This is a genomic window from Clostridium sp. 10cd*, assembly GCF_044336395.1.
GTDB lineage: Bacteria > Bacillota_I > Bacilli_A > Erysipelotrichales > Erysipelotrichaceae > Clostridium_AQ > Clostridium_AQ innocuum.
Genome location: NZ_CP172347.1, coordinates 3,868,407 through 3,883,023, shown reverse-complemented (window position 1 = coordinate 3,883,023; position 14,617 = coordinate 3,868,407). Strand labels below are relative to the sequence as shown.

The window sequence follows — 14,617 nt, the reverse complement described above, 5'->3', positions numbered from 1 at the left end:
TCTATATCCTATCACACCATATAGGACATCAGTATGTCATATTACTCATACTGCTTGACTGCATGTCGCATTCTATTGATAACCTCATCCCGTATATCCACAGGCTCCAGGATGCGTAGGGAATCTCCAAAGGACATGAGATACCCGTATATCCATTCGCTTTTTGGAAAATCAATGGTAACAAGAAAGCTTCCATCCTCTCTTCGCCGGAAGCAGGAGGAATCATATTCATCGAAGATGCGATAGGCGACATTTTCCTTCATTTCCAGAACCAGATGGATCAAATCCTTCTTATATTCATTCTGATCATGCGGCAGACTGGATGTATCCAGCTCCCGCTCAAAATGTTCCTTTGTGTTATACAGGTTCTCCATGCGGTTCAGCTTGAAATAACGCTGTGCCTGTTTTCCTGTACAGTAGCCGATCGATACCATGCGGACCCCTTAAACAGCAGCTGCAATGGTTCAACCGTTCTTGTAGTGCTGGCGCCATAGGAGGAATGGTAGGAAAACTGTATCCTCTGTTTATCAAGAATCGCATCCTTCAACAGAAGGAATTTGCGATTGGCACTGTGGTCGGATCCCCAGTCCACAAAGTCAACATCAATCCAGTTGGTCAGCTTTGCGGAAAAGGTGGAGCTTAATTTTGTAAGCAGGGAATCCACATCCTGCGGGTCTGCAATATGATAGCTTTGCAATGCAGCCATCAGCTTTTGCTGTTCCTCTTCACTGAACATGGAACGGTGGAGTACATAATCCTCCATCAAAAATATACCACCCTGATGTCCCTTATTGGTGTACAGCGGTATTCCCGCCATGGAAAGTGCGTCAAGATCACGGTAAATCGTACGCGTGCTGACTTCAAAATGCTCTGCGAGCTCCTTGGCAGTTACTCTTCGTTTCTGTAAAAGGATATAGACGATTTCAAACATTCTCTGTATCTGCATGCGATCCCTCCTTTCTGACTCCATTGTATCAGACATAATATGACAATGCTATGTCATATTTGAGGTATACGCATAAAAATAAAATCATCGCATATACTGAAGCGAGAATAAAAGGATTTCAGGCATATATCTTGTACTTTCCATCACGCAGGACTAGAATACAGATATAGAAAGAAGGCAGCTTATGAAAAAAATAAAAATTGCAGCTGTGGTCGGTTCTCTTCGCAAAGCATCCCTGAACCGTCAGCTGGCAGAAGCAGCCGCAGCTCTTTGCGGTGACGAGCTTGTATTTGAAATACTCGATTATCAGGATCTACCTTTTATGAATGAGGATATTGAGTTTCCGGCACCTGCTGCTGTACAGCGCCTGCGTGCGCAGCTTCAGGAGGCGGATGGCATATGGTTCTTTTCACCGGAATACAATCATGGCATTTCCGGGGTATTAAAAAATTTTCTGGATTGGATGTCTCGTCCGGATGAAGCACAGAAGCGGGTTTTAAATGGAAAGCCGGCAGCCGTAAGCGGTATTACACCCGGCATGTCCGGTACGCTGATTGCACAGGATCAGTTGGTCACCCTGTTGAGCTTTCTCAATATGAGGGTTATGAATGTGCCGCGGCTTACGATACCAAATGCACTGGAACAGGTGACAGATGGGAAACTGGTTTTAAAAGAAAGCGAGCCCTTTCTGGCAGAGCAGTGCAGGGCATTTATAAATTTCATTGAAAATAACGAATTCTTTAAATAAGAAAATGTTCAGCTGTAAAAAATAATGAAAGGCGATTTCCTTCTCTTGATGCAATGGGAAATCGCTTTTTCATATACGGTGTAAATCGTGCATTCTCTGACAAGAATCATACAATCGTGGTGTGATTTCAAACACAATTACCTTATATGCTTATACTGTAAGGAAATGTGCATGCTTTTCCCATTGATGAAACATATTGAAAACAGCTGCCCTTAATGAGTGGATAGCTTTTATCGAATGCAAACAAATCCATCTCTTATGCTAATAAAACTGTTATCTTTTATTTTCGTAAAACTGTTCATTTTTCAATATACAGTTTAATGGTAGAATGTATACAATTTCATAGAGAGGAGAGCTTGTATGCAGCATGAAAAGACAAAGGAGCTGGCAATGACAGCACTTATGACAGCTTTGATATTTACCGCAACCTATATTATAAAGATACCCAATCCGGCAACCGGAGGGTACACGCATATGGGGGACTGTATGATTTTTCTGGGGGTGATGGTTCTGGGGAGAAAACAGGGGGCGTTGGCCGGCGGCCTTGGTGGTGCTTTATCCGATTTGCTGAGCGGTGCCGCTGTCTGGGTGCTGCCAACCTTTATTATAAAATATGCCATGGGCTGGATCATGGGACTTTTACTGGAGAAATCACGATTAAAAAACAGACTGATTGCAGCGGGAACGGGAGGCGTTTTTCAGATTATTGCTTATACACTTGTTAAAATACCCCTGACCGGGGTTGTACCTGCAATCGCCTCTGTTGCGAGAATCTGTATGCAGACAGTCATCGGACTCGTCCTTTTTACGGTACTATCTGCGATGCTGTCCCGCACGGAGATGCTTTCATTTTTTGAGGAGAAACGTATATGAAAAAAATAGATGCACATGCGCATATCGGTGAAATCGGCGGCTGGGCAAATGTAGCGGCGACTCCACAACAGCTTCTCGAGCTGATGGATATGTATGAGATTGAGAAAACGGTTATCTGTTCCCAGAATAATGAGGCCGTATACCGGGCAATCAGCGAATGGCCGGATCGTTTTGCTGGTGCTGTGTATGTTAACCCGCTCAAGGAAAACTGCACACAGCTGCTGATGCAGTATCTGGAGAAAGGCTTTCAGGCAGTAAAGCTGAATCCGCTCAGGCATGCCTTTGTGGCGGACGATGTATGTGTTGATCCTGTCATGGAGATGGCAGAGCACTATCAGGTTCCTGTCTGTATTCACTGCGGACATCCTCCCTATTCCCTTCCCTGGAGTATTGCGCTTCTCGCAGAGCGCTTTCCCAATGTCAAGGTGATGATGATTCATATGGGACACGGACACGGTGTGTATATCGACGCAAGCCTGAAAATGGCTCGTCGCTATGCGAATCTGTATCTGGAAATGAGCGGTATGCCGATGCATACAAAAATCAAAGAGGCATACGAGAGTGTCGGTGCAGATCGTATCCTGTTCGGCACTGATGGCCCGTTTCATCATCCGTCCGTGGAAATGCAGAAGGTGATCGTCAGCGGTCTGGATGAAGAAGCACTTCAAAAGGTATTCTATGACAATGCCAAAGCCTTTTTTCGAATTTCCTAAATGTTCAAGAAAGTTTCAAGCCATCCGGTTTTCCATGTTTTGTCATTCACTTTTCTGATACAATATACAATAAGAATGACATGGAGGATGGATCATGAGTAAGATTCTTATCATTGATGATGATAAAGATGTACTGTTTGCTGCAGAGCAGTATCTGCAGAAGAACAATGAGGATGTATTTACTGCCACCGGCGGTTCACAGGGTCTTCGGGTGCTGAAACAGGAAACGATAGACTGTATCGTTCTGGATGTGCTTCTTAAGGGGGAAAGCGGGTTTGATCTGTGTCGGAAAATACGCAGCTTCAGCTCTGTACCCATCGTGTTTTTGACGAATCTTTCCTCACAGGAGGATTTGAAGAATGGATTTCTGATGGGAGCGGATGATTATATTACCAAACCGTTTTCTCTGGAAGAGCTGTATCTTCGCATACAGGCAAGGATACGGCAGTATTATCAAATACCCTCCAGACAGAAGATTTTGAATTTTTTCCCACTCCGGATCAATCTGGATGCCAGAACCATACAGATTCAGGATAACAGGGTTCCGTTAACCATGTCGGAATTTGATATCCTGGTACTGCTGGCACAGACACCGGAGCATGTGTATACCATATCGGAAATCTACCAGCGGGTATGGAAGATGCCGGATATGAATTCCACACATACAGTGCAGGTACATATCGCCAATCTTCGTAAAAAGCTGGAGGAGGCCTGGGCGGATCATATGTTTATTCAGACCGTCTGGGGCAAGGGCTATAAGTTCGTGGAACCACCTGTTTCAGGATGAAAAAACATCGTGTCTTTTACGAGCTTTGATTGCTACGCTGTATGTACTAGCCTCAGGCTGATACGTGATGACGGCTTACGTTTTACGATAGGCAGGGCAGTCGCTTTATGACTTCATGTCAGCTGTTGTTTCCGATAGATAATCCTGTCTGCTTAACGATTATGAGCCGGGTCATGGTTAAGCAGAACAGGAAGCTTGTACCTGAAGATTTCCCTGCAGCACGGCGCCGCATTCCACCTCCAGACTCTGCGTCTGAATGTCACCGGAAATCGCAGAGGACGCCAGAAACTGGGATTTCCCCTCGATTCGGGTATCCCCGATGATCTGACCGCCGCAGAGTATTTGCTTGGCGTTCACATTGCCGTGGACACAGGAGCCCTGACTGATTTCAAGATGTGTATCACACACGATATCCCCTTCTATTTTGGCCTGCTGTATAACAGCATTCTTACAGCTTATATTTCCCTTCACGCTGCCGCTGATCGTTAGATCGCCGCCACAGCTGATATTTCCAATGAAAACACCATGTATGGTGATATTGTCTTCCGTATTCATATCTCCCTGTAAGGTTGTGTGCTCCTGAATAACCGTGGTTTCTTTGCTTTTAAAACTCTCTGCCTCATCGTTTTTTCCGGTTTGCAGCTGCTCGTTTTGACTCTTTAAAGACTCCTGCACAGCAGCCGATAAAGCTGCATGGTCGACTGCGTCGTTCCCCCTTATAGATGCACGGTCCCCAAAAGGGGTGTTTTTTTGTTCCTCCTGATTCTGTGTATACAGCTTTTTCTGCTTTTCGTACCATTTCATATGCGTTCATTCCTTTCTGTGTATTGTAATCATTCTTCAAATGTTGACTTTATTATAACAGAAAAGTCACACATACCCAGTCTCTGCCTTATGGTTTGACAGATTCTTGAAGGTTGCTGTAGGCAAGCGGAAGCAGGATATGAAAGGCAGAGCCGTGCTCACCGTCAGACTCCACCCAGATGGAGCCGTTATGCTCGGCAATTATACTTTTGGTGATGTAAAGACCAAGACCGCGCTCTGTGGAATCCTCCCGCAGAGATACACCCTTGTGGAAAATCTGTTCCTGTCTGTCCGGTGCAATTCCACAGCCGGTATCCTCCACAACGATATGCGCATTGCTGTCCTCTGTGGAAAGGGACAGGGTGATGGTTCCTTCCATCTCCGTGAAGGATAAGGCATTGTACAGCAGGTTTTCAAGCGAACGCGTTAGCTGCTTCTCATCCGCAAATACAGGACAGGGCTCCCTGGCAGAGAGATACAGAAAGTAGATTCCCGCCGCATCACAATCTGCCTTGTTAAAATCATGAAACTGCTTCAGAAACTGTGTCAGATCGAGAACATGCTTATCCTGACTCCCCTTATCCATAGAGGAGAATTTCTGTAGGACGGTCATTCGATTTTGTAATTCAGCTCCCTTTCGTTCCAGTATTTTTAAATACCCATCAACCTCATCATCAATCAGGGTATCCTGCATACGGATCAGCTCGATAAAGGATTGCATACTGCTGAGGGGAGCTTTCAGATCATGGGCAAATTCTGCCAGCATGGCCTTTCTTTCACTTAACAGTGTGTGCAGCTGTTCCGTTCGCTGTTCTACGGTTTCCTGTAAATGAATTGTCAGCCGTTCGTTTTCCCTTGCCATCTGTTCACTGCGCTGAATCATGAGGGCTGCCAGAGACAGTACAATGAAAAAGGAAAAATAGTCATTCGGCCATCCATAGCAAAGGGGTTCAAAGAGATTTGCGCCAAGCAGCGTGTAGAGAATACCGAAAATATAAAAGGTATTCGCTCCCAGCAGCCATAGCTCCATGCGTCGGTATCGGCTTCCATACAGCGTGGTATACAAAATATAAAGCACACTGATGTATTTAAAGCCGTCTACGATCCAGCCATATGCAAGCAGGGCATCCGCATTTTTGCCGAGCATAAACAGGTTGGCAAAGGGCAGGATACACATACCGATGGAAAGCAGTCGCATTCCTCTGGTAATCAGATTTTTCTTCGATAAAGGAGAAAGCAGGGTATTGATTTCCAGAATCTTATACATCATAAGAAAATAAGCCGCGTCCATGAAGGCATAAAATATGGTCACATGAGAGATTCCAGACATACGGAGAAGCTCTCTGGATGCAAACAGAGAAAAGGCAAGGGTGGCTGTCGCAAAGCAACGGGAAACGCTGTCTCTGCGGTTTCTGATCCATAAATTCAGGGAATACAATCCAATGCTTAAAGAGGAAAATACAAGGAATCCGTAAAATAAGACTTTTCGCAGAATCATGCTCTGTATCCCCTGCGGGGTGGATAATATGCATGGATAATACATACCGCTGTAATAATGCGTGTCGTTTGCCGCAATGACATAAAGAGTATGTGTTTTTTCTGTGGAAAAGGTAATGACGGTATTTTGTATGCGGGCCTTGATGGGAGCTGTTTTCACATTGCCATTGGAAGCAACCAGTGTATCATCCAGCCATATTTCAGAGGCAATATCGATTTCAGGAAAATAGATGGATATCGTCTGTCCGCTTTCTGTCGCCGGAATGCTCAGCTGATAGCTGGATACACCGTAAGGGGAGCGTGAAGCATCACGCATGGAGAAATCCGGGTACTGGCCAAGGTAGGTATAGACACCTCTGGCATCCTGATTGGTTGTTGCATTGCGGTAGATGTGTGGATAAAACAGCCAGTTATCCACCAGAGAATACAGTGCATTATCCTTTAGCCTCAGCTGATTGCTTAAAAGCTGTCCGTTTTTTACTGGAGCCTGTACATTGTAATATTTGTTATCATAGCGGTTGATAAAGGAAAGGAAGAATGAGGAGCTCAGGATGATGAGAACAATCATAAAAAAGGGGCGTATCCTGCTCATAATCGTAGTTTTCACCGGGAATGCTGTTTCCGGCGGTCCCGTTTGTAAAAGAGAAGCGCCTCATGCGGTGCATGTGGTGAATACAGGGTATAGATGTATGGTTTAGGATACGTGCGTAGCTGTTTTTTCATGATAATCATCCTTTTCTTTATTTTAACATTCCTGCGTAATTATACAAATATAAATCGTTTTTTTATGCGTTCGCTGCTTTGGCTTTACGTGTGGAAAGCCATGTTGCACACGGCATGTTTAGCTGGCATTGTGGAATAAAAGCTCCTGCGGAAGCCTTTGCTACGCGAGCGTATAGGAAAAGACACAGTATTGTTTGATGCGCTTGTGCAGAATCACGACTTGCCATTTTTCCATCATACGTTTATAATTCAGAAGGAAAAGAACTCCGATAAGCTTTATCACGCAAGACGGCTTCTTCGCTGTACAGAACAGCCGGAAGCTCGTTCGACAGTCGATTAAATGACAGAAAACAAAGGATTACAGGAGGCAGGTATGCAGATAGATACGTGGATAAAAAAAGAGCAGAAGTCTTTGATTGCACTTCGCCGCTGGTTTCATATGCATCCGGAGCCAAGCATGAAGGAATATGAGACAGCCGCAAAAATAGAGGAGGAGCTGACGCGGATTGGCGTTGCACACCGCCGAATCAGAGAAACCGGGGTTTTTGCCAGCATAAGCGGAGAAAAAGGAAGTGGAAAGGTTCTTGTTTTGCGTGCGGATATGGACGCTTTGTCCATGGAGGATTTGCTGGATAAAAGCTATCGCAGTGTGAATTCCGGGTATGCACATGCGTGCGGCCATGATGCCCATACAGCGGTACTGCTGCATGCGGTGAAGCTGCTGCAGGAGCGAAGGCATGAATTCGCCGGTGAAATCCGTTTCTTTTTTCAGCCGGGAGAGGAAATCGGCCAGGGGGCACGCACCTTTATCGGGGAAGGATGTCTGGATGGGGCGATCGTATCTTTGGAGCCCATATGTGCAGCAGTCTGGATGTCGGGACAATCTCTCTGACACCGGGACCAATCAATGCAAGCTGTGATTATTTCCGTATCGTTGTGCAGGGAAAAGGGGCACATGTGTCCACTCCGCAAAAGGGCGTTGATGCGCTGTATATCGCATCACAAATCGTGATAAATCTGCAGTCCATCGTATCGCGTTCCCTGTCTCCGCTGGATACTGCGGTTGTCGGAATCGGTACGCTGCATGCCGGAACGCAGTATAATATTGTGGCAAAGGAAGCGCTGCTGGAGGGGACAACACGCAGCTTCTCATCCCGGACAAGAGCCAATATCAATCAGCGGGTATGTGAGATTGCACAGCAGACAGCTTCCTTATACGGTGGTAGTGCTCAGGTGGAATTCCGGGATTTTGCGGCACCCCTGATCAATGACTATCAGGTAGTTGAAGAACTCACACCGGTTGCACAGGCAGTGGTTGGTAAGGATAGGGTAATTCATAATCAGGAGAAAATGATGCAGGCGGATGATTTTGCCGATTATCTGGCACATGTGCCGGGCTGTTATGCGTTTATCGGCTCCAGAAATTCTCAATCGTGTCATACCGGAATGCCGCATCATCATGCACAGTTTGATATTGATGAGGATGCCATGCTGCTGTCACTGGCTGTCTTTGTGGGATATGCATTGCAGTATCTGGCATAAGCAGAGATCATAAGATAACAGAAACTAAGGAAAGAGGGAAGCGTTTATGAATGAAACAGTGAAGAAGGAACAGCTGCGCAGCTATGCGGAAGGGATTTTGAAGCCGGAGACTGTGGAGAGCATCATGTATGTGGAAAGCTTTGCGGATGAAGCGGGCGATAGCGAGGTATGGTTTCTGGAGAGTGATACAGGGAATGAATACTGGCTGATCGAGGGGGCATACCCGGCGAATATCATCCGAAAGAGCGGTATCTATCAGTCTGCTGAACGAGCCTTTGCGGCATATGTGGAAATGCTGCAGGAAGCACATGAGGCAGAAGAGCTGCCGGATCGGTTTCATCAGAATATAAGGTTAGATAATAAATCATAGAATGCGACGGGAATTTCCCGTTTTTTTTTGCAGACTTTTGCTTTTTGAAAAGAAAAATAGTGTAGATTGCTTCCTGTTAAAGCACACACATGAAGAAGATATGTGTTCCTCTGTTTTCTTTATGTGTCCTTTACCTGTATTATGATTACACAGTAATTACGGATGATAAAATGCATGCAAAAATAACAGTACTTTCACGACCACACATTCCATTTTTGTGTAAAAGCTGAGCAGTTTGACAGCGGAAAAGGAGATGATTAAACTATGAGTGTAGCAGATGTAATCGCTTTCTTGATCGGACGCTTGCTATCTTGCATCGTGCTATAGAACACATAGGAATATACAAAGTAATTGATTACTTTAGTCAGGAGGAAGCATGGTTGGATTTTTAATTGCAACCCATGGAGGCTTTGCCAGAGGAATTCTTGACAGCATTGAGCTGATTGCGGGAAAACAGGAACGTATTGATACGATTTCCATTCTGCACGAAACCAGCATCGATGTCTTCGGAAAAGAACTCACTGATAAAATCGTCGAGCTGGATGATGGTGACGGTGTGGTCGTATTCTGTGATCTGCTGCTGGCAAGTCCTTATAACCAGGCAACAATGAGCTATCGCGCTCTGCAGGGAAAACATGAATACCGAATTATGTCAGGCGCTAATCTGCCAATGATTCTGGAAGCCTTAAGCGGACGCATGCAGGACCTTGGTCTTGATGCAATCAGTCGTATGGCACAGAATGCCGGAAAGGAAGGAATTCAGGAGTTTTTCGAAGAATTCGCCAAGGTTTCTAATACTGATATGATTCAGTAAAAGGAGAAGCGTTATGAGCAATATTCTATTGGCACGAATTGATGACAGACTGATTCACGGCCAGGTGATGACATCCTGGGTACGCTTTGTAAAATCAAAAAATATTCTGATTATCGATGATGAAACCTATCACGACACCTTCATCCGTTCCTTTATCACTATGGTGGTACCAAGAGGTATTCAGATACAGGTGCTGGATACAAAAGCAGGAATTGCATATCTACGAGATTATGACGGTGCCGGACTTGTTTTACTGGCAAAATATCCGCAAACCTTTTATCTGTTGCTGGAGGGAGGCATCGAGCTTCATGAAATCATCATCGGCGGTATGGGGGCAAGGGAAAACCGAAAGGTACTATACAAGAATATATGTGCATCGGATGAAGAACTGGAAGTATTAAAAAAGCTTTGTCACAGCGGTATATCGGTAAAAATACAGATTGTTCCGGAAGAAAAAGGGATTCCTCTGGACACGCTGCTGTAAGTCAATCGTGGGAATGGAAGAATTCGCACAACGTAAAGGAGAAGAATTATGAAACAAATTGTATTTGCAAGAATTGATGACCGTCTGATACACGGACAGGTCATGACTGCCTGGCTGAAGCAGTGTGATGCCAATGAGGTTGTTATTATCGACAACGAGCTTTGCAAGGATACCTTTGTGGTCATGATGATGAAATCACTAATACCATCAACGATTTCCCTGAAGGTATTCAATGATACAGATGCTGCAGCCTATCTAAAGGAGGATGGAAAAGGGGAGAAAATTCTGATTCTGGTCAAAACACCGCAGGTAATTCTGACTTTGCTGAACAACGGCGTAAAGCTGGAATATCTCAATGTCGGGGGTATGGGGATGAAAGCCGGAAGAAGCAAGCTTTATAAAAATATTGCCGCTTCTGATGAGGAACGTGAGGTTTTTCGAGAGCTTCGAAAGATGGAGCTGATGATGAAGGTACAGGTCGTTCCTACGGAAAAGGCTGAGGATTTAGGGAAATATCTTTAATACAATAAATTATTTGAAACGAAAGGAGAAACGGCTGTATACTGTATAGCTAACAGCCGTAAGGAATACGTATGCATATAAATGTAATTCAGGCGATTCTGATTGGGTTTTTATACTTCCTGTGTCAGAGTGGTACGCCATGGCTGACAGCATTCATGGGGAATTATGTCCGTCAGCCGCTGGTAAACGGGGCGATTGTCGGTTTGATTATGGGGGATCCTGTGCAGGGCTTGATCATCGGTTCTGCTATCAATCTTCCGTTTATCGGCGTGATCATGGTCGGCAGTACGATGCCGACTGACTCTGCGCTTGCAGGTATCGTGGGCACAGCTCTGGCTCTTGCCAGTGGTGCTTCTCCGGAGGTTGCAGTATCCATGGCGGTACCGATAGGTCTTTTGGGAAATCTGCTTTGGACGGTACACATGACGAAAAACTGTATCTTTGTTCACATGATGGATAAGGCAGCAGAAACCGGTGATGTGAAACGGATGAACTTTCTGCATGTATGGCCGCCACAGATTACGACTGCGTTTTTGATGACCATTCCGGTGGCACTGGTCGTATACTTTGGTGCAGATGTTGCAAAAACCGCAATTGATTCACTATCCGGTATGCCACTTCATATGCTGGAGGTCATCGGGGGTGTGCTGCCTGCTGTTGGTATCGGGATGACATTGCGTATGCTGATGTCCAAGAAATCGGTTATTCTATTCTTTCTGCTGGGTTTCCTGATGGTGACCTATCAGGGATTCTCAATGATCGTTGTAGCATTGTTTGCAATCATCATTGCCTATTTCTATACGGATCTATCTTCAAAAAGGACAGGTGAATAATCATGGAAGAAATAAGGAATGAAGTAAAACAGGAAAAGAGAATTACCAATAAAGACCTCATGAAGGTCTGGTGGAGATGGGTGTTTTTTCAGGAAGCGAGTGTCAGCTATGAGCGGCTGCAGGCTCCCGGTTTCTTCTATGCCATATCTCCGGTGCTGGTGAAGCTGTATGGGGATAATCCGGAAGAGCTGACAGCTGCCTGTAAGCGGCATATGCAATTTTATAACTCTGAGCCTTATTGCGGTCTTGCGATTCACGGTATTACACTGGCGCTGGAGGAGGAGCGTGCCAATGGAGCACCTATCAGCGATGAAGCAATCAATTCTTTAAAAACAGGTCTGATGGGACCGCTGGCAGGCTTGGGAGATTCCGTTCGTGCCGGTACCATTGCGCCAATCGTTACTGCCTTTTGTATCAGTATCGGTCAGACAGGTAATCTGATTGCGCCTTTCCTTTTAGAGGGTATTCTGGTAGCGATCGTTTGGCCGTTTGCCATCTGGCTCCTTAAGAAATCTTATCATACAGGAAAAGAAGGTATTCAGGAAATTTTCTCCAGTGGTAAGCTGAACTGGATTACAACTATGACCTCCACATTGGGTGGAATTACACTTGGGGCACTGGCTGCCAGCTATGTTACGCTGAGCTCACCGCTTGAATTTGTTCTGGGGAAGGGAAGCAAGATTGCCTTGCAGGCGGATGTGCTGGATGTGATATTAAAAAACATACTGCCATTGAGTATGGTTCTGCTCTCTGTATATCTTCTTAACAAAAAGGTATCCGCAGTAAAAATCATACTGATTCTGGCTGCTGTATGTGCGCTCGGTGTACTGATTGGAATATTCTAATGTAATTTGGGTCTATGCACAGCATTGATCCATTTTTTCAAAAAGGCGAAGGAAAGGAGAGGTATGAGGCGTATCTTACATGCTTCATACGTGAACAATATATGAAGGTATTACCTTATCGCACCTATGCAGAGGTGAATCTGCAACAGCTGAAAGAAAATACAAGAAAAGTAAGAGCTCTGCTTTCAAAGGATACCAAGCTGTTAGCTGTGCTGAAGGCTGATGGCTATGGACACGGGGCAGTCCGTATCGCAAAAGCAATCGAGGATATGAGTGACTGGTTTGCGGTAGCATCCTTTTATGAGGCCAGAGAGCTGCGTGATCAGGGCATCACAACTCCCATTCTGGTATTCGGCTTTCTTGATGACAGCAATATAGAGGAGGCAGCACAGAAGAATATCACCTGCAGTGCTCTATCCTATTCATATGCTCTGCATATTGCAGAGCTGTGTGAACAGAAAAAGCTTCGCCTGTCTATGCATATCAAGCTGGATACCGGCTTTCATCGCTTGGGGATCGCATGCGAGGAGGAGCGTATTACAGAGGCCTACAAAGAAGTGCGGACATTATATGAACTGCCACAGCTACAGATTACCGGCATTTACACACATTTTTCAACTGCCGGCAGTAAAGCATTGCAGGATGAAGCCTTTCTTGCTCGGCAGTATCAGCTGTTCTGTGATATGTTGCATCGTCTTGAAGAAGATCATATAGATCCCGGTATTCGTCACTGCTGCAATTCCAAGGCAACGCTCACCAATCCGGAAATGCATCTGGATATGGTGCGGGTGGGACTGTATCTGTATGGACTGGGATCGGATGCGGATATCGAATATCTGAAGCTGGAACCGATTGTCAACTGGAAAGCACGCATCTATGCAATACGTGATGTAAAGCAGGGAGAAGGCATCGGCTATGGCAGAACCTTTATCACCCCACAGCCAATGCGCATCGCTGTTGTATCACTGGGCTTTGCGGACGGATATTCCCGGTGTCTGTATGCTTCGGATCAGGTGTATGTATTAGTACACGGTAAACGCACACGTATTCTTGGTAAAATTTGTATGGATGTTATGATGGTCGATATCACTGATATCCCAGATGTTAGGGTGAATGATACCATTACAGTGTTGGGCAGTGAGGGAACACAGCGCATCAGTGCCAATTTGCTTGGACGGGAAACCGGTGGAACGGCGGTGGAGGTTACCTGTGGAATGGGGAAACGCGTTCAACGGGTTTATGTACATGACGAAGGAAACTGTTAAGGATATCCTGCAGGTTTTGCTGGGTTCAGTATTGTTTGCAATATCGTTGAATATATTTTTGATACCTGTACAGGTGTATAGTGCGGGTTTCATGGGGATTGCTCAGCTGCTCAGAGATTTCATAACGGTATGCAGCGGTATGCAGTTTCCCTTTGATATTGCCGGTATCATCAATTTTCTTTTAAATATTCTCATTTTTTTGTTTGCCTTTCATTATGTATCCAGGCGCTTTGCCGTAATGACGCTGCTGACGATTGCTGTGCAGAGCCTGATGCTATCTTTGATACCTGTGCAGCGTGAGCTGCTCCTGCAGGATCCGCTGGTTGCTGTCATTGTGGGCTCTGTCTTATGTGCGATTGGTACAGTGATGATCTTTAATGGAAAGGGAAGCGGAGGAGGCATTGACGTGATTGGTATTTATCTTTCCCAGAGCAACAAGGGAAGCGTTGGCAGTATTTATATGTTGGTGAATACATCCGTCTATCTGCTCTGTTTACTATTTTATGATTTCCAAACAGCTGTGTATTCTATGATCCACTCTACACTGCTGTCGTTTGCCGTGGATCGTATCCATAAAAGAAATATTGAGGTTGAGCTGATGATTTTTACAGAGAACAGTGCTCTTTTGCGTCAGCGTCTGCTTGCTTACAGTGAGCGCGGAATCACCTGCTGGAACGGCTTTGGTGCATATACAAAGGCCGAGAAGGAAATCCTTCTCAGTGTCGTGACAAGGGATCAGATGCAGAATATGGTGAAGCTGATTCAGACAACAGATCCGGAAGCGTTTGTAATCGTCAGCTCACAAATTCAGGTATATGGAAACTTTCGGAAACAGATTGTATAAAAAGGAG

16 protein-coding genes and 1 pseudogene are annotated in these 14,617 nt (G+C 45.2%); 14 read left to right on the top strand and 3 right to left on the bottom strand.

What is annotated here, in order from left to right:
* Positions 1 to 41: 41 nt before the first annotated feature.
* A pseudogene (locus ACG3M1_RS19355) lies at positions 42 to 931 on the bottom strand (helix-turn-helix transcriptional regulator).
* Positions 932 to 1,130: 199 nt separating this feature from the next.
* Between ACG3M1_RS19355 and ACG3M1_RS19350 the strand changes: the two are divergent.
* The 4 genes from ACG3M1_RS19350 (at position 1,131) to ACG3M1_RS19335 (ending at position 4,067) form a co-directional block, all read left to right on the top strand.
* On the top strand, positions 1,131 to 1,694 hold the full coding sequence (locus ACG3M1_RS19350) for an NADPH-dependent FMN reductase (protein WP_002605828.1): 564 nt from the start codon (positions 1,131 to 1,133) through the stop codon (positions 1,692 to 1,694).
* Positions 1,695 to 2,054: 360 nt separating this feature from the next.
* On the top strand, positions 2,055 to 2,567 hold the full coding sequence (locus tag ACG3M1_RS19345; RefSeq protein ID WP_002605827.1) for an ECF transporter S component: 513 nt from the start codon (positions 2,055 to 2,057) through the stop codon (positions 2,565 to 2,567).
* Positions 2,564 to 3,280, top strand: coding sequence for an amidohydrolase family protein (locus ACG3M1_RS19340; RefSeq protein WP_257278191.1), 717 nt, complete (start codon positions 2,564 to 2,566; stop codon positions 3,278 to 3,280). Before ACG3M1_RS19345 ends, ACG3M1_RS19340 begins: the two co-directional genes overlap by 4 nt.
* 94 nt (positions 3,281 to 3,374) lie before the next feature.
* Positions 3,375 to 4,067, top strand: a complete 693-nt coding sequence (locus ACG3M1_RS19335; RefSeq protein WP_002605825.1) for a response regulator transcription factor — start codon at positions 3,375 to 3,377, stop codon at positions 4,065 to 4,067.
* A 177-nt stretch (positions 4,068 to 4,244) separates the two neighbouring features.
* On the opposite strand, the gene ACG3M1_RS19330 is transcribed toward ACG3M1_RS19335, so the two are convergent.
* Complete coding sequence (locus tag ACG3M1_RS19330; RefSeq protein WP_395814431.1) at positions 4,245 to 4,871, bottom strand: bactofilin family protein; 627 nt, start codon at positions 4,869 to 4,871, stop codon at positions 4,245 to 4,247.
* An 88-nt stretch (positions 4,872 to 4,959) separates the two neighbouring features.
* Positions 4,960 to 6,960: a sensor histidine kinase gene (locus ACG3M1_RS19325; protein WP_395814428.1), complete on the bottom strand. Its 2,001-nt coding sequence runs from the start codon at positions 6,958 to 6,960 to the stop codon at positions 4,960 to 4,962.
* A gap of 504 nt (positions 6,961 to 7,464) precedes the next feature.
* Between ACG3M1_RS19325 and ACG3M1_RS19320 the strand changes: the two genes are divergently transcribed.
* The 10 genes from ACG3M1_RS19320 to ACG3M1_RS19275 all read left to right on the top strand — a co-directional run bounded on the left by ACG3M1_RS19320 (position 7,465) and on the right by ACG3M1_RS19275 (position 14,610).
* Entirely contained in the window at positions 7,465 to 7,983 is a 519-nt protein-coding gene (locus ACG3M1_RS19320) for a M20 metallopeptidase family protein (protein ID WP_395814426.1), read from the top strand.
* The gene (locus tag ACG3M1_RS19315) at positions 7,947 to 8,633 is read left to right on the top strand and encodes a M20 metallopeptidase family protein (RefSeq protein ID WP_395814424.1); all 687 of its coding nucleotides are present in this window, start codon (positions 7,947 to 7,949) and stop codon (positions 8,631 to 8,633) included. The genes ACG3M1_RS19320 and ACG3M1_RS19315 overlap by 37 nt, the downstream gene beginning before the upstream one ends.
* Before the next feature lie 46 nt (positions 8,634 to 8,679).
* Positions 8,680 to 9,003: a hypothetical protein gene (locus tag ACG3M1_RS19310; protein ID WP_395814421.1), complete on the top strand. Its 324-nt coding sequence runs from the start codon at positions 8,680 to 8,682 to the stop codon at positions 9,001 to 9,003.
* 376 nt (positions 9,004 to 9,379) lie between these two features.
* Complete coding sequence (locus ACG3M1_RS19305) at positions 9,380 to 9,817, top strand: PTS sugar transporter subunit IIA (protein WP_002605820.1); 438 nt, start codon at positions 9,380 to 9,382, stop codon at positions 9,815 to 9,817.
* Positions 9,818 to 9,830: 13 nt separating this feature from the next.
* Positions 9,831 to 10,301, top strand: a complete 471-nt coding sequence (locus ACG3M1_RS19300) for a PTS system mannose/fructose/N-acetylgalactosamine-transporter subunit IIB (RefSeq protein WP_002605819.1) — start codon at positions 9,831 to 9,833, stop codon at positions 10,299 to 10,301.
* 48 nt (positions 10,302 to 10,349) lie between these two features.
* The gene (locus ACG3M1_RS19295; RefSeq protein ID WP_002605818.1) at positions 10,350 to 10,823 is read left to right on the top strand and encodes a PTS system mannose/fructose/N-acetylgalactosamine-transporter subunit IIB; all 474 of its coding nucleotides are present in this window, start codon (positions 10,350 to 10,352) and stop codon (positions 10,821 to 10,823) included.
* A gap of 71 nt (positions 10,824 to 10,894) precedes the next feature.
* The gene (locus ACG3M1_RS19290) at positions 10,895 to 11,656 is read left to right on the top strand and encodes a PTS mannose/fructose/sorbose/N-acetylgalactosamine transporter subunit IIC (protein ID WP_002605817.1); all 762 of its coding nucleotides are present in this window, start codon (positions 10,895 to 10,897) and stop codon (positions 11,654 to 11,656) included.
* A 2-nt stretch (positions 11,657 to 11,658) separates the two neighbouring features.
* Positions 11,659 to 12,501, top strand: coding sequence for a PTS system mannose/fructose/sorbose family transporter subunit IID (locus ACG3M1_RS19285; protein ID WP_009270565.1), 843 nt, complete (start codon positions 11,659 to 11,661; stop codon positions 12,499 to 12,501).
* Positions 12,502 to 12,602: 101 nt separating this feature from the next.
* Complete coding sequence (alr, locus tag ACG3M1_RS19280) at positions 12,603 to 13,766, top strand: alanine racemase (protein WP_224721005.1); 1,164 nt, start codon at positions 12,603 to 12,605, stop codon at positions 13,764 to 13,766.
* Positions 13,711 to 14,610 carry a YitT family protein gene (locus ACG3M1_RS19275; protein ID WP_008816696.1) on the top strand — a complete coding sequence of 300 codons (900 nt, stop codon included), beginning with the start codon at positions 13,711 to 13,713 and terminating at the stop codon, positions 14,608 to 14,610. The genes alr and ACG3M1_RS19275 overlap by 56 nt, the downstream gene beginning before the upstream one ends.
* The last annotated feature ends 7 nt before the right edge of the window (positions 14,611 to 14,617 follow it).

Excerpts from the sequence above, each read along its gene's own strand:
- ACG3M1_RS19350 (WP_002605828.1), top strand. The coding sequence starts at position 1,131 with ATGAAAAAAATAAAAATTGCAGCTGTGGTCGGTTCTCTTCGCAAAGCA.
- ACG3M1_RS19345 (WP_002605827.1), top strand. The coding sequence starts at position 2,055 with ATGCAGCATGAAAAGACAAAGGAGCTGGCAATGACAGCACTTATGACA.
- ACG3M1_RS19340 (WP_257278191.1), top strand. The coding sequence starts at position 2,564 with ATGAAAAAAATAGATGCACATGCGCATATCGGTGAAATCGGCGGCTGG.
- ACG3M1_RS19335 (WP_002605825.1), top strand. The coding sequence starts at position 3,375 with ATGAGTAAGATTCTTATCATTGATGATGATAAAGATGTACTGTTTGCT.
- ACG3M1_RS19330 (WP_395814431.1), bottom strand. The coding sequence starts at position 4,871 with ATGAAATGGTACGAAAAGCAGAAAAAGCTGTATACACAGAATCAGGAG.
- ACG3M1_RS19325 (WP_395814428.1), bottom strand. The coding sequence starts at position 6,960 with ATGAGCAGGATACGCCCCTTTTTTATGATTGTTCTCATCATCCTGAGC.
- ACG3M1_RS19320 (WP_395814426.1), top strand. The coding sequence starts at position 7,465 with ATGCAGATAGATACGTGGATAAAAAAAGAGCAGAAGTCTTTGATTGCA.
- ACG3M1_RS19315 (WP_395814424.1), top strand. The coding sequence starts at position 7,947 with ATGTGCAGCAGTCTGGATGTCGGGACAATCTCTCTGACACCGGGACCA.
- ACG3M1_RS19310 (WP_395814421.1), top strand. The coding sequence starts at position 8,680 with ATGAATGAAACAGTGAAGAAGGAACAGCTGCGCAGCTATGCGGAAGGG.
- ACG3M1_RS19305 (WP_002605820.1), top strand. The coding sequence starts at position 9,380 with ATGGTTGGATTTTTAATTGCAACCCATGGAGGCTTTGCCAGAGGAATT.
- ACG3M1_RS19300 (WP_002605819.1), top strand. The coding sequence starts at position 9,831 with ATGAGCAATATTCTATTGGCACGAATTGATGACAGACTGATTCACGGC.
- ACG3M1_RS19295 (WP_002605818.1), top strand. The coding sequence starts at position 10,350 with ATGAAACAAATTGTATTTGCAAGAATTGATGACCGTCTGATACACGGA.
- ACG3M1_RS19290 (WP_002605817.1), top strand. The coding sequence starts at position 10,895 with ATGCATATAAATGTAATTCAGGCGATTCTGATTGGGTTTTTATACTTC.
- ACG3M1_RS19285 (WP_009270565.1), top strand. The coding sequence starts at position 11,659 with ATGGAAGAAATAAGGAATGAAGTAAAACAGGAAAAGAGAATTACCAAT.
- alr (WP_224721005.1), top strand. The coding sequence starts at position 12,603 with ATGAAGGTATTACCTTATCGCACCTATGCAGAGGTGAATCTGCAACAG.